Annotated in this window: 26 protein-coding genes and 1 pseudogene; 23 read left to right on the forward strand and 4 right to left on the reverse strand. The window is 33.0% G+C overall.

The annotated features are described in order from the left end of the window. Nucleotides 1-2 precede the first annotated feature (2 nt). From aspS to pepT, 16 genes are all read left to right on the forward strand, one after another. Nucleotides 3-1,847, forward strand: a complete 1,845-nt coding sequence (aspS, locus tag FP433_RS03600; RefSeq protein ID WP_265487186.1) for an aspartate--tRNA ligase — start codon at nt 3-5, stop codon at nt 1,845-1,847. A gap of 134 nt (nt 1,848-1,981) precedes the next feature. Then, nucleotides 1,982-2,506 carry a peptide-methionine (S)-S-oxide reductase MsrA gene (gene msrA, locus FP433_RS03605; protein ID WP_265482862.1) on the forward strand — a complete coding sequence of 175 codons (525 nt, stop codon included), beginning with the start codon at nt 1,982-1,984 and terminating at the stop codon, nt 2,504-2,506. 79 nt (nt 2,507-2,585) lie between these two features. Further along, the gene (locus FP433_RS03610; RefSeq protein WP_265482861.1) at nt 2,586-3,464 is read left to right on the forward strand and encodes a YitT family protein; all 879 of its coding nucleotides are present in this window, start codon (nt 2,586-2,588) and stop codon (nt 3,462-3,464) included. Nucleotides 3,465-3,579: 115 nt separating this feature from the next. Beyond that, nucleotides 3,580-3,756, forward strand: coding sequence for a 30S ribosomal protein S21 (gene rpsU / locus FP433_RS03615; RefSeq protein ID WP_003647180.1), 177 nt, complete (start codon nt 3,580-3,582; stop codon nt 3,754-3,756). Nucleotides 3,757-3,850: 94 nt separating this feature from the next. Next, nucleotides 3,851-4,294, forward strand: a complete 444-nt coding sequence (locus FP433_RS03620; protein ID WP_265484612.1) for a GatB/YqeY domain-containing protein — start codon at nt 3,851-3,853, stop codon at nt 4,292-4,294. 75 nt (nt 4,295-4,369) lie between these two features. Then, the gene (locus FP433_RS03625) at nt 4,370-5,284 is read left to right on the forward strand and encodes a PhoH family protein (protein ID WP_265487245.1); all 915 of its coding nucleotides are present in this window, start codon (nt 4,370-4,372) and stop codon (nt 5,282-5,284) included. Beyond that, complete coding sequence (ybeY, locus tag FP433_RS03630) at nt 5,284-5,814, forward strand: rRNA maturation RNase YbeY (protein ID WP_265487189.1); 531 nt, start codon at nt 5,284-5,286, stop codon at nt 5,812-5,814. The genes FP433_RS03625 and ybeY overlap by 1 nt, the downstream gene beginning before the upstream one ends. A 59-nt stretch (nt 5,815-5,873) precedes the next feature. Continuing rightward, nucleotides 5,874-6,782, forward strand: coding sequence for a GTPase Era (gene era, locus FP433_RS03635; RefSeq protein WP_265484610.1), 909 nt, complete (start codon nt 5,874-5,876; stop codon nt 6,780-6,782). Beyond that, nucleotides 6,782-7,534 (forward strand): DNA repair protein RecO, encoded by a 753-nt coding sequence (gene recO / locus FP433_RS03640; protein WP_265487191.1) that lies wholly within the window; start codon nt 6,782-6,784, stop codon nt 7,532-7,534. The genes era and recO overlap by 1 nt, the downstream gene beginning before the upstream one ends. 264 nt (nt 7,535-7,798) lie before the next feature. Further along, nucleotides 7,799-8,713 (forward strand): glycine--tRNA ligase subunit alpha, encoded by a 915-nt coding sequence (glyQ, locus tag FP433_RS03645; RefSeq protein ID WP_265484608.1) that lies wholly within the window; start codon nt 7,799-7,801, stop codon nt 8,711-8,713. Then, nucleotides 8,706-10,778 carry a glycine--tRNA ligase subunit beta gene (gene glyS / locus FP433_RS03650; protein ID WP_265487193.1) on the forward strand — a complete coding sequence of 691 codons (2,073 nt, stop codon included), beginning with the start codon at nt 8,706-8,708 and terminating at the stop codon, nt 10,776-10,778. The genes glyQ and glyS overlap by 8 nt, the downstream gene beginning before the upstream one ends. 14 nt (nt 10,779-10,792) lie before the next feature. Further along, nucleotides 10,793-12,667, forward strand: coding sequence for a DNA primase (dnaG, locus tag FP433_RS03655; RefSeq protein ID WP_265487195.1), 1,875 nt, complete (start codon nt 10,793-10,795; stop codon nt 12,665-12,667). Between the two features lies 1 nt (nt 12,668). Next, on the forward strand, nt 12,669-13,787 hold the full coding sequence (gene rpoD, locus FP433_RS03660) for an RNA polymerase sigma factor RpoD (RefSeq protein WP_265484605.1): 1,119 nt from the start codon (nt 12,669-12,671) through the stop codon (nt 13,785-13,787). Between the two features lie 105 nt (nt 13,788-13,892). Continuing rightward, entirely contained in the window at nt 13,893-14,570 is a 678-nt protein-coding gene (locus FP433_RS03665) for a tRNA (adenine(22)-N(1))-methyltransferase (RefSeq protein ID WP_265484604.1), read from the forward strand. A 2-nt stretch (nt 14,571-14,572) separates the two neighbouring features. Next, nucleotides 14,573-15,370, forward strand: a complete 798-nt coding sequence (locus tag FP433_RS03670) for a Nif3-like dinuclear metal center hexameric protein (protein ID WP_265484603.1) — start codon at nt 14,573-14,575, stop codon at nt 15,368-15,370. A 14-nt stretch (nt 15,371-15,384) separates the two neighbouring features. Then, nucleotides 15,385-16,629, forward strand: coding sequence for a peptidase T (pepT, locus tag FP433_RS03675; RefSeq protein WP_265487197.1), 1,245 nt, complete (start codon nt 15,385-15,387; stop codon nt 16,627-16,629). Between the two features lie 108 nt (nt 16,630-16,737). Here pepT and FP433_RS03680 read toward each other — a convergent pair whose 3' ends face one another. The 4 genes from FP433_RS03680 to FP433_RS03695 all read right to left on the reverse strand — a co-directional run bounded on the left by FP433_RS03680 (nt 16,738) and on the right by FP433_RS03695 (nt 18,962). Next, complete coding sequence (locus tag FP433_RS03680; protein WP_265487198.1) at nt 16,738-16,926, reverse strand: tyrosine-type recombinase/integrase; 189 nt, start codon at nt 16,924-16,926, stop codon at nt 16,738-16,740. A 334-nt stretch (nt 16,927-17,260) separates the two neighbouring features. Next, a complete protein-coding gene (locus FP433_RS03685) occupies nt 17,261-17,944 on the reverse strand; it encodes a hypothetical protein (RefSeq protein WP_265487200.1) in 684 nt (227 codons plus the stop codon). Between the two features lie 14 nt (nt 17,945-17,958). Next, nucleotides 17,959-18,513 carry a hypothetical protein gene (locus tag FP433_RS03690; protein WP_265487201.1) on the reverse strand — a complete coding sequence of 185 codons (555 nt, stop codon included), beginning with the start codon at nt 18,511-18,513 and terminating at the stop codon, nt 17,959-17,961. 83 nt (nt 18,514-18,596) lie between these two features. Then, on the reverse strand, nt 18,597-18,962 hold the full coding sequence (locus FP433_RS03695; protein ID WP_265487202.1) for a hypothetical protein: 366 nt from the start codon (nt 18,960-18,962) through the stop codon (nt 18,597-18,599). Between the two features lie 706 nt (nt 18,963-19,668). On the opposite strand from FP433_RS03695, the gene FP433_RS03700 reads away from it, so the two are divergent. From FP433_RS03700 to FP433_RS03730, 7 genes and pseudogenes are all read left to right on the forward strand, one after another. Beyond that, nucleotides 19,669-20,157, forward strand: a complete 489-nt coding sequence (locus FP433_RS03700; RefSeq protein ID WP_265487204.1) for a hypothetical protein — start codon at nt 19,669-19,671, stop codon at nt 20,155-20,157. A gap of 40 nt (nt 20,158-20,197) precedes the next feature. Beyond that, the gene (locus FP433_RS03705) at nt 20,198-20,578 is read left to right on the forward strand and encodes a hypothetical protein (RefSeq protein ID WP_265487206.1); all 381 of its coding nucleotides are present in this window, start codon (nt 20,198-20,200) and stop codon (nt 20,576-20,578) included. A gap of 69 nt (nt 20,579-20,647) precedes the next feature. After that, on the forward strand, nt 20,648-20,779 hold the full coding sequence (locus FP433_RS03710) for a hypothetical protein (RefSeq protein WP_265487208.1): 132 nt from the start codon (nt 20,648-20,650) through the stop codon (nt 20,777-20,779). Continuing rightward, a pseudogene (cas2e, locus tag FP433_RS03715) lies at nt 20,779-20,972 on the forward strand (type I-E CRISPR-associated endoribonuclease Cas2e); the annotation flags it as partial. The gene FP433_RS03710 and the pseudogene cas2e, both read left to right, overlap by 1 nt. Nucleotides 20,973-21,104: 132 nt before the next feature. After that, nucleotides 21,105-21,689 (forward strand): PolC-type DNA polymerase III, encoded by a 585-nt coding sequence (locus FP433_RS03720; protein WP_265487247.1) that lies wholly within the window; start codon nt 21,105-21,107, stop codon nt 21,687-21,689. Between the two features lie 661 nt (nt 21,690-22,350). Further along, the gene (locus FP433_RS03725) at nt 22,351-23,040 is read left to right on the forward strand and encodes a zinc-ribbon domain-containing protein (protein ID WP_265484596.1); all 690 of its coding nucleotides are present in this window, start codon (nt 22,351-22,353) and stop codon (nt 23,038-23,040) included. 272 nt (nt 23,041-23,312) lie between these two features. Further along, the gene (locus FP433_RS03730) at nt 23,313-24,167 is read left to right on the forward strand and encodes a zinc ribbon domain-containing protein (protein ID WP_265484595.1); all 855 of its coding nucleotides are present in this window, start codon (nt 23,313-23,315) and stop codon (nt 24,165-24,167) included. The last annotated feature ends 1 nt before the right edge of the window (nt 24,168 follow it).

Genomic DNA, 24,168 nt, shown 5'->3' on the forward strand with positions numbered 1-24,168 from the left:
CTATGGAAAAAAGAACTGATTATGCAGGAAATATTACTTCTAAATATATTGGTCAAGAAGTAACTTTATATGGTTGGGTACAACGTGTACGTAATTTAGGAAATTTGGTTTTTATTGATTTAAGAGACCGTGAAGGAATTGTCCAAGTTGTTGTAAATAAAGATTCCGGAAAAGAATTAATGGATATTGCTTCTAAATTAGGTAGTGAATACGTAATTGAAGTAAAAGGTAAAGTTGTAAAACGTGCTAGTGAAAATCCAGAAATGAAAACTGGAGAAGTTGAAGTTGAAGCTAGCGAAATTGATATTTTAAATAAATCAAAAGTCCCACCTTTTGAAATTAAAAATGATATCAACGCTGCTGAACAAACTCGTTTGAAGTATCGTTATCTTGATTTGAGAAGACCAGATTTGCAACAAGCTATTATTACACGTGCTAAGATTTTAAAGGCAGTACATGAATACTTTGATGAAAATGGCTTTATTGATATTGAAACTCCTATTTTAGGTAAATCTTCTCCAGAAGGTGCACGTGATTACTTGGTTCCTTCAAGAATTTATCCAGGTAGCTTTTATGCATTGCCTCAATCTCCTCAATTGTTTAAGCAATTATTAATGGGGGCAGGATTTGATAAGTATTATCAATTAGCTCGTTGCTTCCGTGATGAAGATTTACGTGGAGATCGTCAACCAGAATTTACTCAGATCGATATGGAAACCTCATTCTTAGATGAACAAGGTGTTCAAGATTACACTGAAGGTTTACTCAAGAAGGTAATGAAAGACGTTAAGGGAATTGATATTGAAACTCCTATTAAGCGTATTACTTGGGATGAAGCAATGAACAAGTATGGTTCAGATAAGCCGGATACTCGTTATGAAATGTATCTTCATGATTTAAGTGATATTTTTAAAGATAGTGACTTTAAAGTATTTTCAGGAGCAATTGCTGATGGCGGAGTAGTGAAAGGCATTGCTGTTAAGAATGGTGCCAAGCAATATTCACGTAAGAAGATTGAAGAAAAGCAAGATTATATTAAACGTTATAATGCTAAAGGTTTAGCATGGGTAAAATATGAAGATGGCGAATTTTCAGGCCCAATTGCACGCTTTTTAACTGATGAAAATAAAGAAGCTTTAAAGAAAGAATTTAATCTTGAAGGTGGAGAATTAGTTGCGATTGTCGCTGACAAGTGGAAAGTAGTGACTGATTCCCTTGACCACTTACGTCGTGAATTTGCTAAAGAAACAGGAATTATTCCAGAAGATACTTATAGTTTTGTATGGGTAGTTGATTGGCCATTATTCGAATATGATGAAGGATTTGGTCGATGGATTGCAGCTCACCACCCATTCACTATGCCTGATGATGAAGGAATTAAGTTACTTGATACTGATCCTCATAAGGCCCATGCTCGTTCATATGATATTGTCTTAAATGGTGATGAACTTGGTGGAGGCTCAATCCGTATCCACAAACGTGAAATTCAAGAAAAAATGCTTAAAGCTTTAGGCTTCACCAAAAAACGTGCTTATGAACAATTTGGTTATCTTTTGAATGCATTAGATATGGGATTCCCACCACATGCAGGACTTGCAATTGGACTTGATCGTTTTGCTATGATGCTTGCTGGTAAGGATAATATTCGTGATGTTACAGCCTTCCCTAAGAATGCATCTGCTTCAGAACCAATGATGCATGCTCCAGCACCAGTTGCGGATCAACAATTAGCAGATATTGGAATTGAAGTTGAAAAGCAATATCATGATAGTATCGCTGAAACTAATGAACGTTTAGAAAAAGAAGCAGCACAACAAGCTGACCAGAATACTGACTGGGATAAATAATATAAAAAGAACTAGTTTGATATGAATCCTAAATTAGGACGTATCACTAGTTCTTTTTATTAGGCAAATAAGTGGCTTGAAGTCATCAGCAATGTTATAACTTAGTAAAGTAAAAGATTAGGAAGGATGAGAAGATGAGTAAATATGAAAAAGCAATTTTTGCTGGGGGATGCTTTTGGTGTATGGTTGAACCTTTCGATCATTGGGATGGTGTAAAAAGTGTTGTTTCTGGTTACACTGGTGGTGTAGTAGAGAATCCAACCTATGAACAAGTTTGTAGTGGACTAACAGGTCACAAAGAAGCAGTAGAAATTACTTATGATCCAAGCAAAGTATCTTATAAAAAATTGCTTGATGCTTACTGGCAAGTGGTGGATCCTACTGATGATGGGGGTCAATTTCAAGATCGGGGTAGTCAATATGAGCCGGTTATTTATTATACAAATGAAAAACAAAAACAAGAGGCTTTGGCATCTCGCAAAGAATTAGAAGAATCTCATAAATTTGATCGGCCAATTGTAGTAGCAATTGAAAAGGCAGAACCTTTTTATCCAGCTGAAGATTACCATCAAGATTTTTATAAAAAAGATCCCCTTCGCTATCAAATTGAAGAGATGGGTGGAAGAGAGCAGTACAAGAAAAATTATTGGGGCAAATAAAATAATAAAGGTAGTGAAGTTTTAAGAAAGGTGTGTTATAAAAGAAGAGGTAATATATTAAATAGCAAGAGGAAAATTCATGGATCAATTGGAAAGATTGACAAGGCGACATAATTATCTTTCAAAAGTTTCAGCGGCTTTGTTTTATGCGCTAGCAGTAGCTGTAGCTTTGAACTTTTTTTGGACACCTGGGAAGATCTATGCTTCTGGGGTAACTGGTTTTGCACAAGTATTGCAGTCAGTTTCAGAAAGATTTTTACCCTTTACTTTAACTACTTCGATAATGTATTTTGTTTTGAACGTGCCTTTATTTATTTTAGGATGGTTTAAAATTGGACATAAGTTCACCCTTTTCACGATAGTGGCTGTGCTCTTGGCTTCTATCTTAATGAAATTCATTTCACCGGTTAAATTAACATATGACCCAATAATTTGTGCAATTTTTGGTGGAGTGATCAACGGAATTGGAACAGGATTAGCACTTAAGTCAGGAATTTCAACTGGTGGCTTAGACGTTCTAGGGATTATTCTACGTAAAAAAACTGGTAAAAGTTTTGGCCAAATTAATATCTTTTTTAACTTGATTATTGTTATTTGTGCAGGTTTTGTATTTGGGTGGAACAGAGCTTTATATACTGCACTAAACATTTTTATAAATGGTCGTGTGATTGATGCAGTTTATACTCAACATCAAAAGTTACAGGTTTTGATTGTTACGGAACACCCTAAGCATATCGTCGAAGGAATTCAGGAGAGAATGCATCGCGGTATTACAATTTTGCATGATGCTGAAGGTGGTTTTAGTCACACAGAAAAAACTGTCTTATTAATGATAGTGGATCGTTATGATATGTATGATATTTATAATATTGTTAAGAAAAACGACCCCTATGCTTTTATGAGCACTACAGAAGTTTCGAAAGTTTACGGAAGATTTATTGAACAAAAACCTGTTTAGTTTTTTATAATAAAATGAATCTTTAGTATTGACCGTTGAAGTTCGGTTAGCTATAATTTATATATATTGTTGTGACACACTAAGTTGTGTCAAGAAATGGAAGGAGGGATCACACATGGCCAAGACAATCGTTCACGAAAACGAGTCTATTGATGATGCTCTTCGTCGTTTCAAACGTTCCGTTTCTAGAAGTGGTACCTTGCAAGAATACCGCAAACGTGAATTTTACGAAAAACCTAGTGTTAAGCGTAAGTTAAAATCTGAAGCAGCACGTAAGCGTAGACATTATTAATAAAAAAAAGCTCTGATAGATTAAGGTCTATCTAGAGCTTTTTTTTCACAAAAAGCTTAAAATATAGATAGAAAAATTTTAGGAGGAATTGATTATGGCATTAACTGATACTTTAATGGAAGATATGAAAACTGCAATGAAAAATAGGGATAAAGAGGCTTTAACTACCATTCGTTCAATTAAGGCTGCCCTAATGAATTATAAGATTAAAGTGAATCATGATTTAACTGCTGAAGATGAATTAAGTGTTTTATCGAGTGCAATGAAGCAACGCAAAGAATCTTTAGAAGAGTTTGAAAAAGCTGGGCGTAAAGATTTAGTTAAGCAAACCAAAGATGAAATAAAAATTTTAGAAAAATATATGCCAAAACAAATGACTCCTGAGGAATTAGAAGCAACTGTGGCAGAAGTAATTACTGAAGTTGGGGCAACTTCGAAAAAAGATTTTGGTAAGGTAATGCAAGCTTTAATGCCAAAGATCAAAGGTAAGGCTGATGGTAGTCAAGCTTCTGCAGTTGTTGGTAAAAAACTCAATTAGTGTAAAAAGGAAGGATTTTTAGTGGAACAAGCTTTATTAGAAGGAACATTTACACCTACCCAACCAGATAATATTATGAATTTAGTTGGAATTAATGATGGTAACTTACGGTTAATTGAAGAATCCTATGATGTAACTATTAATGATACAGGTAGTGCAATTGAAGTTAAGGGCCCAAATGATGTAGTTAAAAAGGTGATGGCAATCTTAACTGCTTTAGATAAAGTCGTAACTAAAGGTGTTTCGATTACTGCGACAGATGTAGTAAGTGCAGTAAAGATGGCTGATAAAGGAACTTTAGAATTTTTTGGTGAACTATACAACAAAGTTTTGATTAAAGATGCCAAAGGCCGACCAGTACGAGTTAAAAATATGGGTCAAAAACGTTATATTGAAGCTATCAAAAAACATGATGTTGTTTTTGGAATTGGACCTGCTGGGACTGGAAAAACATTTTTAGCAGTAGTAATGGCAATTAGCGCTTTTAAAAAGGGAGAAGTTTCTCGAATAATTCTTACGCGTCCCGCAGTTGAAGCAGGAGAATCACTAGGATTTTTACCAGGTGATTTAAAAGAAAAAGTTGATCCATATTTACGCCCAATTTATGATTCACTTTTTGCAATTTTAGGCGTAGAAACTACTAATCGGTTAATGGATCGCGGCTTAATTGAAGTTGCTCCGTTAGCATATATGCGTGGTAGAACCTTGGATGATGCTTTTGTAATTATAGATGAAGCTCAAAATACTACTCAAGCGCAGATGAAAATGTTTTTGACCCGTCTAGGGTTTAATTCAAAAATGGTGGTTAATGGAGATCAAACTCAAATTGACTTACCTGGAAAAGCTAAGAGTGGATTACTCCAAGCAGAGCACATTTTGGCTAATATTGAACAAGTTAAATTTATTAACTTCACTTTCAATGATGTAGTTCGTCACCCAGTAGTAGCTAAGATTGTTAAAGCTTACGATGAAAATGGAGAGACTAAATAATGGATAATTTAGATATTTCCTTTAATGATGAAGTAGGATTCTTAAAAACAAGAAATAGAGATTGGAAAGAATGGATTGCGAAACTTTTGTATTCAGCTAAAGCCGCAATTGGAAAAGAAAATCCTCAAGAAATAAGTATTAATTTTGTAAATAGTGAAAGAATCCATGAAATTAATAAAAAATATCGAGGTAAGGATCGTCCAACAGATGTAATTTCTTTTGCAATTGAAGATGACGATGAAATGCAAATAATGAACCAATTTTTAAGCGAAGATCCAAATTTTGTTGAAGATATTGGCGACTTATTTATTTGTCCAGAAGTAGTTGAAAAACAAAGCATTGACTATGAAACTGGGTTTGATCGTGAAATTGGCTATACTCTTGTACATGGTTATCTTCACTTGAATGGATATGATCATATTGAAGATCAAGAAGCAGAAGAAATGTTTTCCATTCAAGGAAAAGTTTTAAAAGATTATGGCTTACCCCTTTATCCAAATCAAGAAACTCATGGAAAGCAGATCCATTGATAAAGCGTATTTTTTAAAATGTGGTTTTTCCATTGAAAATCAAAGAAAGAAGAATAGAAATGGTAGAAAAAAATAATTTTAAATCTGGCTTTGCCGCATTAATTGGCCGTCCCAATGTTGGGAAGTCTACATTATTAAACTATCTTGTAGGACAAAAAGTAGCAATTATGTCCCCTCAACCACAAACAACTCGCAATAAGATTTCAGGAGTTTATACTGATGAAAATGAACAAATTATTTTTATAGATACTCCAGGAATTCACAAACCTAAAAATAAATTAGATGATTTCATGGACAAATCAAGCTATTCAACACTAGATGAAGTTGATGTGGTTTTATTTATGGTGGAACCTGAACCCGCAGGTAAGGGAGACCAATATATTGCTGAAATGCTAACTAAGGTTAAAAAACCAGTTATTTTAGTGATTAATAAGATTGATACGGTTCATCCTGATAAATTATTGCCAATTTTAGATTCTTATAAACACTTAGGTGATTTTGCGGATATTGTTCCAATTTCAGCAAGTCAGGGAAATAACGTTGATGAATTATTAAGAACTATTTCTAAATATCTTCCAGAAGGTCCTCAATTTTACCCTGCTGATCAAGTAACGGATCGTCCGGAGTACTTTATTGTGGCTGAATTAATTAGAGAACAAGTTTTACGCCAAACTAAAGAGGAAGTACCACATGCAACAGCTGTTGTAGTAGATCGAATGAAGGATCACGAAAATGGTAAGTTGCAAGTGGAAGCTACAATTTATGTAGAACGTGATGGGCAAAAAGGAATTATTATTGGAAAAGGCGGTCAAATGTTGAAAAAGATTGGGACAGCCGCTCGTCACGAAATTGAAAATTTATTAGGAGAAAAGGTTAATTTACGTCTATGGGTGAAAGTCCAGAAAAATTGGCGTTCAGATCCACTATTTTTAAATAGAATTGGTTATAATTCCAAGGAATTACGCTAATGGTAAAACAACTGGTTGAAGTTGAGGGAATTGTTTTTAAAAGGAAACGATACCAAGAATCAAGTGTTTTATTAAAGATGCTTACTAAAGAGTATGGGATTATTAGTGTAATTGTAAAAGGAGCTTTAAAAAATAAATCTAAATTGGGTGGTGCAACCTTAAATTTTTCTTATGGAACTTACGTAATTAATACAAATTTTAAAGGAATAAGTAATCTAAGAGCTTTTAAAAATACTAATCAATTTGATAATTTATATCTTGATGTGATAAAAAATGCCTCAGCTGCTTATCTTTTAGACTTAATAAGCCATGCTTTTATTGAGTATGAAAATGTAGGAAAGTTTTATGGATTAATTCTGGAAGCTTTAAAGGCAATTGATTTAGGTAAAGATCCTCAAATTATTACTCAATTAGTGCAGTTGCAGTTACTTGAAGCTTATGGAGTAAAGCCAAATTTTGAAGAATGTGTTATTTGTCATAAAAGACAAGGTAAATTTGATTATTCTTTAGAATTAGGAGGAATTATCTGTAGTGACCATTTTGAAAAAGTTTCGCAAAGAATGAATTTGCCAGCAAAGCTTGTAAGTTTACTACGCACTTTAATGCTAGTAGATATTAAACGAATTGGGAAAATCAATATTGATCCATATTTAAAAAAACAGACTCAAGGCGTAATTGATCGAATTTATCAAAATTATCTTGACTTGAATTTAAAATCTAAAAAGGTTCTTCAAGAATTAGAAGTCTTTTAAAGTAAGTCTAGGTAAGAGAACTAGTAATTTTTTGCAATTAGTGCTAAAATATATAAACGGATAATTGGCGATTATAAAGGATAAAAAAGTACTAGAACAGCGAATGTGGATAGTGAGAGCACAACTAGGAAAGGCACCTTTTAGCCAAATTAATTAAGAGCAGGGAGAATACTCCCTGAATTAGGGTGGAACCGCGAACCAATCGTCCCTATGCAAATTTTTGCATAGGCTTTTTTTATAGCCTATGATGTGAGGAGAATACATATGTCAGAAAAACTGAATATTCAGAATATGATTTTTAAATTAGAACAATTCTGGGCCTCTAAAGGTTGTATGATTATGCCATCATATGATGAACAAAAAGGTGCAGGGACAATGAGTCCATACACTTTTTTACGTGCCGTTGGTCCAGAACCTTGGAAGGCATGTTACGTTGAACCTTCAAGACGACCAGCAGATGGTCGCTATGGTGATAACCCTAATCGTTTATATCAACACCATCAGTTTCAGGTAGTTATGAAACCAGCGCCAAAGGAAATTCAACAATACTATCTAGATAGTTTAAGAGTGTTAGGAATTGAGCCATTAGAACACGATATTCGTTTTGTTGAAGATAACTGGGCAAACCCATCAATGGGATGTGCTGGTGTTGGTTGGGAAGTATGGCTTGATGGAATGGAAGTTTCCCAGTTCACTTACTTCCAAGTAGTTGGAGAACTTGAAGTTAAACCAACAATGAGTGAAATTACTTATGGTGTAGAACGCTTAGCTTCATATATTCAAGATGTTAACTCTGTATTTGACCTTGAATGGGGAGATGGGGTTTTATATCGTGATATCTTTAAACAACCAGAATATGAACATTCTAAATATGCTTTTGAAGAAAGTAATCAAGAGCAATTACTTAAGGCATTTGATGATTACGAAGCAACTGCAAAGCAGCTATTAAGTAAGAACTTGATCCATCCTGCTTATGATTACATTTTAAAGTCTAGTCATACTTTTAACTTGTTAGATGCCCGGGGAGCTGTTTCTGTAACTGAACGTGCAGGATACCTTTCACGAATTAGAAACTTAGCTCATCTTGCTGCAAAGGGATTTGTAGAAGAGCGTGAAAAGCGTGGTTTCCCACTATTAAAGCATCAAGAAAACAAAGAAAAGGTGGCAAATAATGACTAAAGATTACTTATTTGAAGTTGGTATTGAAGAAATGCCAGCTCATGTTGTTTCAAAGAGTGTAAAACAATTAGCTGATAAAACAAAAAAATTTTTAAAAGAAAATGGATTATCTTTTACTGATATTAAGACTTTTTCAACTCCACGCCGTCTTACAATTTTAGTAAAAGATTTGGCCGAACAACAAGAAAACATTGATGAGGTTAAAAAAGGTCCAGCTAAAAAGATTGCACAAGATAGTGATGGAAACTGGACAAAAGCAGCCCAAGGTTTTGCACGTGGTCAAGGAATGACAACAGATGATATTTATTTTGAAGAACTAAAAGGCACAGAATATGCCTATGTACACGTACAAAAAGAAGGTAAAAAAGCTAGTAATATATTGATGGGGATGAGTGATATTGTTAAAAGTATGACTTTCCCTACTAAGATGCGTTGGGGTGCAAGCGGTGATTTTGAGTTTGTACGTCCAATTCATTGGATGGTGTCACTTTTTGGCAGTGAAGTTGTACCAGTTAAGTTACTTGATATTGAAGCAGGTAGAAAGACTCAAGGACACCGTTTCTTAGGAGATAGTGTAGTATTAGCAAATTCTAGTGACTATGAAGAAGCTTTAAAGAGTCAATATGTAATTGCTAATGCGGCTGAACGTAAAGAAATGATTGTCCGTCAAATTGAAGAACTAGCTGCACATCATAACTGGAAAGTAAAATTAGATAAAAGTTTACTTGAAGAAGTTACTAACTTAGTTGAATATCCAACTGTTTTTGCTGGAAGTTTCGATGAAAAATATTTAAACATTCCAGATGAAGTTTTGATCACTTCAATGAAAGATAACCAACGTTACTTTGAAGTATACGATGAAAATGGTAAGTTAATTAACTACTTTATTTCAGTTAGAAATGGGAACAGCGAATATCTTGATAACGTAATTTCAGGTAATGAAAAAGTTTTAGTTGCTCGTTTAGATGATGCACAATTCTTCTATGATGAAGATAAGAAATACCCACTTTCTCATTTTGTAGATAAGTTAGCTAATGTTTCTTTCCACGATAAAATTGGTTCAATGTCTGAACATATGACAAGAGTAAAAGAAATTGGAAATTATCTTGCTAAGCAATTTAATTTATCTGATGAAGTGGTTAAAGATTTTAATCGTGCAGCGGATATTTACAAGTTTGATCTTGTGAGTTCAATGGTAGGAGAATTTGCAGAATTACAAGGGATCATGGGTACTCACTATGCTAAATTGGCTGGTGAAAATGAAGCTGTAGCAAATGCAATTAAAGAAAGTTACATGCCAATTAGTGCAGAGGGAGAATTACCTACAAGCGAAGTTGGAGCACTTTTGTCAATTGCTGAAAAATTAGATACGATCATTGCCTTCTTTGGGGCAGGGATGATTCCAACTTCCTCTAATGACCCATATGCTTTAAGAAGAAGTGCCTACGGAATTGTTAGAATTCTTTTGAATGAAGATTGGTCACTTTCTATTAAAAAAGTTTTACCAGAAATAATTACTTTAATTGCTGGTAAAACTCCTGCTAAACTACCTAAATCAGATGAACAAGAAAGTGAAATTGCTGATTTTATTCGTGACCGTGTAAAACAATTTTTACAAAGTAATGACTATAAATATGATGTTGTGGATGCAGTGTTAGCTTCTAGTCAACAAGATCCAATGCAAATTGTGGCAGCTGCTAAAACCCTTCAAAAGCATCACGATGATGATGATTTCAAACCAGTTGTTGAAAGTTTAACTAGAATTACCAATATTTTAAAGAAGGCAGAATTAGGTAATGATTCAGAAGTAAATGCAGATTTATTTACTTCTGATAGTGAAAAAGAACTTTTTGCAGGGGTTGAAAATTTACAAAATGATGATTTAGCAATTGACGAATTATATCAGGGATTTGTAGATTTGCAACCGGTTATCAATGATTATTTTGAAAGTAATATGATTTTAGATAAAGATGAAAAGGTTAAGAATAATCGCTTGACCCAATTGCAAAAAGTAAATGACTTAGCTAGTCGCATGGGTGATTTAAGTAAACTAGTAATTAAGTAGAAAAGAGTCAGGCAATGGCAGGCCGTATTCCAGAAGAATTAATTAATGAAGTAAGAAATTCGGTAAATATTGTTAATGTCATTGGACAGTATGTATCTTTAGAAAAAAAAGGCAAAGATTACATCGGCTTATGTCCTTTCCACCAAGAAAAAACTCCTTCATTCACGGTAAATGAAGAAAAGCAATTTTTTAAGTGTTTTGGATGTGGGAAGGGTGGAAATGTATTCAAGTTTATCATGGAAAAAGAACATTTGAATTTTCCAGAGAGTGTTCGTATAGTTGCTCAAACTGCTAATATTCCTTTACCTGAAACACAAGGGTCACGTGCCTATACTTTAAGCCCTTTAAAACAAATGTATAAAGATACTGCTGAATTTTATAATTTTGTTTTAGTAGATACTCAATTAGGTGAACGAGGCCGACAATACGCACAAAAGCGTGATTTAGATGATGAAATTATCGAACATTTCAAGATTGGGTATGCACCAGAAAGACCAAATGATCTTTTTAAATATTTAAGTAAAAAATATGACGAACAATTATTAAGTCAAAGTGGACTTTTTGTTCAAGGCGAAGATGGGGCTTTATATGATCGCTTTCGTGATCGCTTAATGTTTCCATTAGGGGATGAGGCTGGATACACTGTAGGATTTTCAGGGAGAAGAATCTCTGAAAATAAAGAAATAGCTAAGTATGTGAATTCACCTGAAACGAAAATTTTTAATAAATCGAAGTTGCTCTTCCATTTTTCTGAGGCTAAAAAAGAAGCCCGTAGTAAACAAAAAAATGAGTCACAGTTAATTTTATATGAAGGATATATGGATGTGATTGCTGCCTATAAAGCAGGAGTTAAAACAGGGATTGCATCGATGGGAACAAGCTTAACCGATAGTCAGGTTTCTCTGATTAAACAAGTAACTCCAAATATTATCATTAATTATGATGGTGATAGTGCAGGGGTGCATGCAAGTGAGCGAGCAATCAAAATGTTTGCTAGTAAAAAGCAAGTAAATCCATATGCATCTTCAAATGATGAACGCAACTTAAGTGTGGTAAGTTTACCAGATGGGATGGACCCAGATGAATATGTAAAAAAATACAGTGCCAAAGCTTATCGACAAGCGTTAAGTAATGCTCAACCAGCAATTGATTTTTTGCTGAGCCGGCTTGCTAAAAGGTATGATCTTACTAATACAAATGAAAAAGAAAAATTTGCCAGAGCGGCAATTTCATTAATTGTTCAGGCTACAGATGATTCTTTAAAACAAGGCTACTACCTTAATGAAATTGCTAAAAAGACAGAAATTTCTGTCGATTTATTAAAACCAGAGTGGAATCGGCAACAAATTGCACGTAATCGGGTAAATAGAAAAATTTTTCGAAATACCCTTAGTCAGTCGCGCAGACTCGATGATGAGCAGGTTACTTCTCCTGCGGTTGAAGAACAAGTTGATAAAAATGTTGTCTTAGATAGATTATTGTATTTATTTATCCATTCAAATAAAGCTCGAGATTTAATTTTGAGTAAACATTTCTTATTTCCGGTAGAAAGTTATGCACGCTTGGAAGAACAATGGCTCCAGTTTCAAGAAACGCATCAGAATCCTAATGTAGAAAGTTTTGTGGATTTTGTATCACCAACCAATTTAAGTACAATAGTTACTAATTTTGAAATGAATCAAATGCCACCAATTGAAGATGAGACCTTGGAACAAGAAATTGATGATTTGATCCAAGCAGTTAATGCAGAAAAGTTAGATAATGAGCTTAAAAAGTTAAAAGAAGAAATTGAAGATGCAATTCAAAAGAATGATAATAATAAAGTATTGCAACTCTCAAAAAAAATTATAAATTTACGTAGAACAGAAAAAGAAGGAGGATTACTTTAATATGGCAGAAAAAAAGACTACAACTCAAGAACAACCAAGTCTCGATAAAGTAGTAAAAGAAGTTGTCAAAGAAGTAAAGAAAGATAAGCAGATCGTTGATACAGACTTTACTGCACGCTTAATTACTCCTTATCATTTAGAAGGAAAAGCAGTTGATCAGTTAGTTCAAGAATTTGAAGATAACGGGATCTCAATTGTTGATGAAAAGGGTGAACCTTCTAAGTTAGCATTAAAGAAACAAAAAGATGTTGAAAAAGCTGAATTAAAAGATATGTCAGCTCCATCTAGTGTTCGAATGAATGATCCAGTAAGAATGTACTTAAAGGAAATTGGTCGTGTTTCTCTTTTAAGTGCAGACGAAGAAATTGCATTAGCAAAGAGAATTGAAGATGGTGACGAAGAAGCAAAGCAGGAGTTAGCAGAAGCCAATTTACGTTTGGTAGTTTCAATTGCTAAAAGATATGTTGGACGTGGAATGTCATTTTTGGATTTAATCCAAGAAGGTAACATGGGATTAATGAAAGCAGTAGATAAGTTCGACTATCGATTAGGATTTAAGTTTTCTACTTATGCAACTTGGTGGATTCGTCAAGCCATAACTCGTGCAATTGCTGATCAAGCACGGACAATTCGTATTCCTGTTCATATGGTAGAAACAATTAATAAATTAATTCGTATTCAACGTCAATTGCTTCAAGATTTGGGGCGTGAACCAACGCCAGAAGAAATTGGTGCTGAAATGGATATGCCAACAGATAAAGTAAGAGAGATTTTGAAAATTGCCCAAGAACCTGTATCAATGGAAACACCAATTGGGGAAGAAGATGATTCTCATTTAGGAGACTTTATCGAAGATAAAGATGCAACAAGCCCTGAGCAACATGCTTCATATGAACTTTTAAAAGAACAGTTGGAAGGAGTACTTGATACTTTAACTGACCGTGAAGAAAATGTATTGCGTTTACGTTTTGGCCTGGATGATGGACGTACTAGAACATTGGAAGAAGTAGGACGAGTATTTGGTGTTACTCGTGAACGTATTCGTCAGATTGAAGCTAAAGCTTTACGTAAATTACGTCACCCAAGTCGGTCAAATCAATTAAGAGACTTTTTAGATTAATAGTTAAGTTAAAAGGAGGAAGAAGAAAATTCTTTCTTCTTTTTCTTTTGTAAAATTTTAGTAAACTAGTATTAGAAGACTTACAAGTAGAAGGGAAAATAAAATATGGAAGAAAGATTAGGACATCTAGCAGAAATGGTGGATCAGGATGCAAGATTAGCTGATATTGGAACGGATCATGCGTACTTACCAATTGAACTTATTAAACGAAAAAAGATTGATTTTGCAATTGCTAGTGATGTTGCTAAAGGGCCGCTTGAAAATGCAAAAAAAGATATTGCTGAAGCTGGATTACAGGGAAAAATTGAAACTAGATTAGGATCTGGATTAGAAACTTTAACAGATGATGATAATTTAGATACAATAGTAATTGCAGGGATGGGTGGAAAGCTGATGACAGATTTACTGGAACAGGCTAAAAATTCAAAGAAACTCTATCCAACTTTAATCTTAGAACCTAATGTCGGTGAACCAGGAGTTAGAAGTTGGCTAGTTGATAATCAATATAAGATAGTAAAAGAAGAAATTATTGAAGTCAGTGGCCACATTTATGAATTAATTAAAGCTACCTTGCAAGAGAAAAAAGTTCCCCTCTCGGAAATGGAGATACAATTTGGTCCGGAATTATTAAAGGAAAAGAATTCAGTTTTTACAAAAAAATGGACCAATCAGTTAAAATACCAAACCCAATTATTGAGTAATCTCAATAAAGCAAAAGTTAAGGCAAATGATAGAATAAAAGAAACAGAAAAATTAATAGCAGAAATTAAGGAAGTATTATAACAATGACCCAAGTCAGAGATATTGTAAAACAGTTACAAGAAGTTTTCCCAGAAGATATTGCTAGTAAGGGAGACCCTGTTGGAATTCAAATTGGTTCTTTAAGTCAGAAAGTAACCAAAGTGATGACTACGCTTGATGTACGACCACAGGTAGTAGAAGAAGCAGTAGAAAACAATGTAGATTTTATTGTGAGTCATCATCCAGTAATTTTTCGTCCAGCTCGTAATTTAGATTATGCTGATCCGCAAAATGCAATGTATGCCAATATTATTAAAAACGGAATTACAATTTATTCAATTCATACGAATTCAGATAAAGCAAAGAACGGTTCTTCTCAATGGGAAGCAGAGGAATTAGGGTTAGAAAATATTGAACCATTTGCTCCTGATGCCGATGGCATTGCAATTGGACGTAAGGGAAAATTACCCCATAAGATGACGGCCTATGATTTTGCCTACTATGTTAAAAATAAAATGAATTTAAAAATGGCGCGACTAATCACACCAAGTAATGAAAAAGAAATTTCAACTGTCGGATTAATTTGTGGAGATGGAGGAAAATTCTGGAAACGTGCTGTTGAAGAGGAAGTAGATGCCTTTGTAACTGGTGATATCTATTATCATGTTGGTCATGACATCATTTCTTCAGGTTTAACAGTAGTGGATCCAGGCCATTATAGTGAAAAGCTATTTAAATATAAGGTAGCTGAATTATTAGAAAAATGGAATAAAGAGAAAAGTTGGAAAACTGAAGTTATTATTTCAGAAGTTTCAACAAATCCATTTCAAGATTTATTTTAAAGAGGTAATATAAAATGACAGAATATCCAACCCTTTTACCACGTTTTTTAAAGTACGTTCAAATAAATTCACGTTCAGATGAGAACTCTACAACTGTTCCCTCTACCAAACGAGAAAAAGATTTTCAAAAAGATGTTTTAATGAAGGAATTGATGGACTTAGGTCTAAAAGATGTTCACTACAATGAAAAAAGTGGCTGTGTCATTGCAACTATTCCTTCAAATATTGACTATAAAGTTCCAGTTTTTGGCTTACTAGCACATAGTGATACGGCAGATTTTAATTCAGTAAATGTTAAACCTCAAATTACTAAAAATTATGATGGAAAATCTAAGATCCGTTTAGGGGAATCAGAATTTTATTTAGATCCAGAAGTTTTTCCTCATTTAAAAAACTACAAGGGTCAAACTATCATCTCAGCATCAGGTGATACTTTACTTGGTGGGGATGACAAATGTGGAATTTCTGAAATTATGACTTTTGCGGAATATTTGATGACTCATCCAGAAGAAAAACATGGTGAAATTAGAATTGCTTTCACTCCAGATGAAGAAATTGGTACTGGAGCACAACATTTTGATGTAGATGAATTTAATGCAGATTTTGCATATACTGTTGATGGCGAAGCGCCGGGTAAATTAGATTGGGGAACTTTTTCTGCTGCTCAATTTAGTTTAGATATTCAAGGGGTTAACGTACACCCAGCTGTAGCAAAAGGACAAATGATTAATGCAATTCAAGTCGGAATTGATTTTCAAAATTCTTTACCTCAGAATGAAGTACCCGAAAAAACTGATGGAAAAGAGGGATTTTTCCATTTAATGAATTTTGAAGGAACAGTTGACAGTGCTCATTTAGATTACATTATTCGTGATTTTGAACGACAAGGGCTTGAAGAACGTAAGAACTTGGTTAAAAGCATTGTTAAGAAGATGAATGAAGAGCTTGGCAGTGAAAGAATTAAGTTGAAGATGTGGGATCAATACTATAATATGGCTGATGAACTGAAGAAGCATATGGAGATTGTTGATTTGGCAAGGGATGCTTATAAAGCAGAAGGTTTAACAATAAACGAAGATCCTGTTCGCGGGGGTACAGATGGTTCTCAATTAACCTACATGGGACTCCCAACTCCAAATCTTTTTGCAGGTGAAGAAAATATGCATGGTCGTTTTGAATACACTGTTTTAGAAAGCATGTGGAAAGCCGTCGATATTTTACGTCAAATTAATAAATTAAATGTTGAAAGAAACAAGTAACAGCAGCATTTTAAAGAGGTTACCTTTGATTAAAGGTAGCCTCTTTTTTTGTTAATTTTAACTTTTAATATGAATTATGACTCATTTATGACTCAATTTTTTATAAATTTAGTTCACTAAATTGAGTATCAAATTTCTTTTGTGCTTTTTAATAATGTGATAGTAGATTCTTCTAGTGAGAGCCGAATCATGATGGCCAACTCTTTTTGAGATTAGTTCTAAAGAGTAGCCCTTTTCAGCAAGTTTTGAAATATGAGTATATCTAAATATATGAGTCCCAAATTTTCGCCTATCCAACTTTTTTCAAGTATTTGAAGAAAAAAGGCACTATGAGGGTTAAATTGCTGATCATTATAGTGGGAGTAGAATAAGAATTTAGTCCTTATTATTTTTGCTTTTTATTGCTTCCTGAGATATTTCTATTGCCTTTTAGGAAAGGGATACATTCCACAATCTAGCTGCTGTTTTAGTAGCCTCTTGGGTTATGTCAGCTTTTTTAGTTGTATAAATCATTTTTCCTGTAATTTTAGCATAAGTAATACCATCTTCGTGGTGTGGTGTGTAGAATTTAACATAATACCTCCTTAATTAAATAGCCACTACTCCTTGTTAGAAGTAGGGGCTATTTGTCTTAATCAATAAATTTGTACCAACCATTAAGTTTATCGATTACCCAAATATATTTACTACTGTTTTTAAGACCTTTGCCCCAAATTTCATGCTGCCAATGATTAGTAGGGGCGCCTACAGTTAAAATAGTTCCTTTTTTAATGATTTTATGTTTCACGGAGTGCATATAAGCTAATGGTGTTGTTAATTTTAAATGATCAGCACGAACATTTTTAGTTACTTTAACTTTACGTTTATGTGCAAAGACATATGTATTACCACTATAGCTTGATAATTTAACAAAATTATAGCCTGCTAGATAACCATCTTCTGTAAGGGTTCTATCGTTAAAGTCTCCCTCATTATTGTATTGGGGAAGATACCAATAATTAACTGAATCACTAAGAGGAAGATTGGGTCCTTTAATTCTCCAGCGACCATTAACAGATTTTAATTTAATTAATGTTCCTGATTTTAGGTATTTGATTGGAAAACTAACGCCTTTTTCTACAGAGTGAGGGAGTACTAAACATCTATCAGTTAGAACAACTGGGGTCCATTTTTTAAAATAATTTCTAGGATGTTTAGTTTCATATCCTTGCATATAAATATCTGATGATTTGTTAGCTAAAACTTTTGTAGAAGGATAAAATATACCCAATAAACAAAAGGTTAAGAAAGCAATTAAAATATTTTTATGTTTCATTATTATTCCTCTAATTATTTCAGTAATTTAGCAGTAGAAACAGATTTATAATACTTTTTAACTGAATTAGGATTTTGTAAAATCAATTGTTTAATAGTTTTTCTTTTTTTATGTATTGAAGTTGTTCTTAAGCCGCCTCCAAAATTATTATCTCCAAGATCTAGCCAAAAAGGATCTATCCCTAAGTATTGATGTCCTTTATATTTGTAATTCCAAGCTACCATCCAATGATGTTTTGTAGCATATTTGTTAACCATATTTATATAATTCATATCCCCACTTGCTCTTTGGTAGATTTTTTTACTTTGATTATACAAAGTATACGTACCATGTGGAGCATATGAGCCAAAATTAGAATAAGTAACAGTGTGAGCAGTAATTTTTAATTTTTCTAGTCTATTATCATTAAATTTATTATAAGTATACCAAGTACCACGAATAGATTTAGGTGTAGTAACTTTTTTACCACGATAATAGGCGGCATTAACTTTATTACTAGTAGTAAGTACTAAATTACTCATTAAGCTTAAGCTAGCAATAAAGGCAGTTAAAGTCTTTTTAGGTTTCAATTTAATTCCTCCAATAAATTAAGTAGGTTTAAGTTAAAAGAACTCTGTCCATTCAAAAAGCTCCAGCTGGGGCTTTTTGTAATTTAGTCATTAGCTTTCTTATTAGCTATAATATGCCAAACAAAGAATCCAACTCCAATGATTAATGCTAACCAACCCCAAATTGCTAAATCTGTATAGTCGTGAGCATTTGAAATCCCAAATAGCCATGCAATAATCATCATAACTAATCCTGCAATATCCCCACCTAAGCCTTGAGCTTTACGAGTAGCAATATAAACAATACCAGTAGCTAAAAATAGAATGGCGACAAAAACGCCGACTGAGCCACCTACATCTTTAGTATTATTCTCCATTGCATGACTTGCACCAACTGCACAGGATTGAATTAAAATAACTACTGCAAAAAGAATTTGCAAAATACCAATAACTAATTTCGTAACTTTCATTTAGTTACATCCTCCTAAAAATATTATCCCAGCTTTTTAAGTCTTCAGTTTCTGGACTATATGTATTCTGTTAATTCTTTCTTTACTAACATTGGATCTTTTATTCCAATACATCTAGCTAATTTTATATAATTGATAGTTTCGACATCATGACCTAGTGCTCTATAATAGATGATTAGTTCTTTTACTACCATAAAGCGATTTGCATTACACTCACTGCAGACTCTAGTAATGTGATTGTTTTATAATCAGTAGTTATTACTTCTTAATCATATTTATAATGCCCCAGTTCGTGTAGGACAACTCTAGTTATTTCTTTCTCAGATAATTTTGAATCAAAGCTAATCAATAATATGTCCTAATTTAGGGTTCATATCAAACTCTTTTAATTTTCTATCTATTATTTTTATTTTACTATTTAATGACTATTATTTCTATAGAATTAGCAGTTTATGGAAATGAAAGCGGGCGAGGTCTAAAAACGTGTTAAAGGAGAAAAAATAAATGAAACGTGAAAATTTAAAAGCTCTAGGCTTGCATGACGAACACATAGGTTGGCGTTCACCCTTTTGCGATAGAAGATAAAATTAATATTGCTTAAATAATCCAAGTTATTTAAAATTAAAATTATCTTTCATCTTGGAGGAATTAAAAGTGAAAGTTATTTGTGACTTTGTGTCTGTAAATTTTGGAGAAAAAGTGGATTATGATTACAAATTTTATCAGGATATTTTCAAAAGTATTACTTGCATTGGTTTTAGTGGCAGGAGCTGTTAAGTCGATTCAAATTTTAGAGCCAGCGCAACCAACGTTTGCCTCAATGGGATCGACTGGTGGAGGGTCGACCGGAGGAGGCTACTCTGGTGGAGGAGGATATTCGTCTATTGGTGATTCTAGCGATGATGACGATTCTGAGCATCCATTTATATTTTTTATATTAAGTCTCTTATTAGTTATTTATGTTGTAGGATCTAGGATTGTAGGGATTGTAAGCAGAATTTATTTTAAATTACATTTTTGCTATAGATATCGAAGTTGGAATTTAAAATACGTTTCTACTTTAATAGAGGCTAACTTATCTCTAAATGACTTTAAAAAATTCTTACGAACAAAAAACATCAAATTAAAACCTGTGCAAAGTAATGCTGATTATGATGAATTAAGTGAAGTTTATATTAGAGCCCAGTATTTATAGCCAGGATCTTCGTGAAAAATATGTAAATAAGCATTACAGTTTGCGTAATTTACTAGAATATTTAGATCCAATTTACTATCGGGTAATGAAAAAAGAAATTAAGCTTAAGGTAAGTAAATCTACGATTGATGATACGATCGTGTCGGAAGCAAAGGTTGTTTTAGTTGCTAAATTAAGTGATAACATCTGGATTACTCGTATTGATGCAGTTGGAAAAGATAAAGAAGTTCAATTTAATAAGGACTTTAATGATAGTTTTACACGTTCTAAATGGAGCGATTATGTTGTGTTTGGTAGAGATCGAAAAGGTAAAATTAAAATTATTAATTTGATTTATGGTGAACATTTCCATTTGAACGGTAAAGATTTTAATAAACAAAAAACATTAGGGGAGGGAAACTATAATGAAAAGAAATTATAAAATTTCTATTTTAGCTTGATGCATTAGTATCAGGCTTTTTGTTTGGAATAGAAGAAAATACTGGATAAAATGGTAAGGGATCTGTATTATTTATTTGATGAAGGTAGGGAAAACGAAATTGGAGTTGAAAGTTTAGCTCTATGGGATGATAAGAAAGGACTTCAAAAATATGGGGTTCAATATCGGGAGTTTAAAGAATAATGATAGTCATCACATTATCGAAAGTACCTCTTTCTCTCCGAGGAGACCTAACTAAGTGGTGCCAAGAAGTCCAGACTGGGTTTATGTTGGAAACTTTAGTGCAAGAATTAGAGAGTTGTTATGGGAACGCATTCAGGAAAATTTAAAAACTGGAGAAGCTACCTTAATTTATTCTACAAATAATGAGCTAGGGTATACTATCAAGACAACACGAAAAGATAAAAAAGTGGTAGACTTTGATGGATTGCCTTTAGTGAAGCATCTTATTTTTAAAGAGACGTCTTTAAAAGAAGAGAAAAATTATGGATGGAGTACAGCTGCTAAGATGCATCAAGCTAGGCGTACTAAAAGTAAATTAAATGTTCATTCTTCTTTATCTAAAGAAAAATATTTAAAAAATGTAGTATGTATTGATATTGAGACTACCGGATTGGATCCTGAAAAAGATGAACTGATTGAAATAGCTGCTGTTCGGCGTAATAAGACCGGTGAAATTATTAAGTTTCAGCGTTATATAAAAATTGATCAAATAGTTAGTTCAAAAATATCCCAATTAACTGGTATTACTAATGAAATACTTAATAAATCGGGATCAAATTTGGATAATGCTTTAACTGACTTGGAAGAGTTTATTGGGGATAATCTTATTATGGGTTATAACATTAGATTTGATTTAGAATTTCTACGTTTTGGATTTATTAAAATGGGTAAAAAGATGTTTAATAATAAAAGTAGAGATTTATTAAGATTGATAAAAAGAAAGAATAAGTTCATGAGCAATTATCATCTAAATTCTGTATTAGATAAATATAATATTATTAATGAAAACCCTCATACTGCAGCTGGGGATGCACGAGCAACTTTTTTATTAGGTGAAAAGCTATATGAAGAAGGAATATTAAAAATCTAATTAGTGTTTTTGATATTGCAAAAATTAGCTATAATTAATTCGGCGATTATTAAAACTCATCAAAATTTAGAAGTAGTAATTTAAAAGGTTGATATAACGGAATTTTTTAACTGTATTCTCCACGTAAGTGGAGGTGATCCTGAAGAAAACAATATAATTGCAAAGGTGCAAAAAATATGGGAAAATAATAAACATTAAGAAGTGAATGGGCAAAGAGGGAAGTCGAAATCTGTTAAGAAAATATTTTTTGGAGATAAGAGCCAAAAAATTAGCAGTTTTAGATGTCGGTTCAAATCCGACCGCTTTTTAATTAATAAGACTAGGCACATAATTCTAATGGAATATGTGCCTTTTTCTATGCAAAAAAATTAATAAAAAAATCTCTTGTATAGTAGAGTAATTGTATTCTCCACGTAAGTGGAGGCAATTGTAAATATCACTTTATTACCTATCTTCATCTAATAAAAGTATAAAGTTTGTAGATAGGCCAAGATTTGTGTACTCAGTTGTTGATTTTATTATTCGGTATTATCCAATCAATTTTGTAAGCTAATATAAAAATAACAAGTGTATTATTTCAATCTGGAAGATTTTAAGACAAACGTTTAAGAATGGTATAAAGTAAAGGAGTTGAAAAAATTAAATATTTTTGGAGGAAAATATGCAAAGTAATGTAGAGAAAAATGGAAATAACAATTTTTCTGTTAGTTTATTGATGCCTTGGATCAAAGGAGTAATGGAAGTTAATGAGAACTTCATGCATGTCAAAATGCCTAATACAACTTTCTTTGGTCTTATTCCAGCAGGTGGAAGAAATCAAAATATTCCGCTCCCTGGTTTAACAAGTGTAGAAATTGAATCAGTCTACAAAATTGGAAGCATGCTTTTAGGAATTTTGATTGCCATCGCAGGATTTGCTATGTTTAATACTAGTGCCTTAGGAGCAGTGTTAGTAATTCTTATTGGTGCTTTAATATTTTTAAGTGGTATCCGGACTAAATTAATTTTTGAAAAGTCTGGAATGGAACAATCAGTTGCAGTACCATTTTTTGAAAGTGCCCATGTACGTGAGTTTGCAGATGAAGTTAATAATAAGATTCAAGAATATCAAAATGATAGAAATACTCGCGCCCAAATGGATCGCCAAATTCAAAATCAACAAGCAACTTCTCAAGATATTGTAAATGCGATTAATAATCAGCAACAACAAGAACAAGCCCCTCAACTTAAAGCTGTTAATGCTTCTACGGATGTTTCTAGCGATACAGACACTAAGTTTTGTTCAAGTTGTGGTAACCAAGTAGCTGCTTCAGCTTCATTTTGTACAAACTGTGGAACAAAATTAAATTAATACTGAAAATTTATCCCCTTTTATATAAATCCCCTCATGGAATTATGATTTGATGTAAAATTCAAGCCATAATTCTTTTTTATTAATAACATTAAGTGCGGGGGTACTAAAAAATGGTGGGAGGGGCGCCGTTTAATTCCTGAAGAAATGCCTAAATCTTAAGACTTTAAAATAACAATTGTATTATTTCAATCTGGAAGATTATTAGACAAACTATTAAAAATATTATAAACTTTAAAAGTTGTAAAAATATTTAATTTTGGAGGAAAGTAATGAAAACATGTCCAAATTGTCATGCAGAAATGACAGAAGATGTAAAATTTTGTACAAATTGTGGAACAAAACTAGATAGTGCTACTTCACAACAACCTAATACTTCAAATTCAGGAGTTTCGAATGGATTTAGTAATTTTGCCGAAACTATTACTACAAATGTAGATTTTAAAAAAGAAGGAAAAAATTACTGGTCTTGGTTAAAATCAGGTTGGTTCCATCCTATGGAAGAAGTTGACGGTAGTTCCTGGTATGGAATCAGTACATTAGTTGCTGAAATTATTTTAACTTTTATTGGAGTTCGAATTTTAATTGGTAAAGGGATTAGTGAGGCTATCAAGGGATCAACAATTAGTATTGCTGATAAATCAATGATTACTAAGTTTGTTAGTGGACTTGTTTTTAAACTCAGTTTACTAACAATTGTAATTTGTGCTGCCTTACTTGCGGTTACTTACTTTATACGCTTATTTGTTTATGGGCGTAAAGAGAATCCATTTTCTTTCGTTAACGAAGTATCACATCGAGCAAGTTTAGGAGTAATTATAACCGTACTTTCTTTCTTATCATTAGCTTTATTTAGCTCTCCAAGTATTGGTGCAATAAAGTGGAATGTGTTTTTAATCAGTGCGGGCCTTGTATTATTTACCTTAGCAATTTATAGTATGATTTTTGCAGGTGAAGGCGCAGTTCATGATAAATACTTTGGTGCGATCCTTTATGCAATTGCGTATGCCATCATTCTTTACATTGCCTGGTCTGTAATAAAAGATATGGCTGTTTCAGCTATTATGTCTCAATTCCATGTAGACTTAGGCCAATTTTGGAATTATATGGGAGGCAGTCGCTACTAAA

Source organism: Lactobacillus sp. PV012 (assembly GCF_014522325.1).
Lineage (GTDB): Bacteria > Bacillota > Bacilli > Lactobacillales > Lactobacillaceae > Lactobacillus.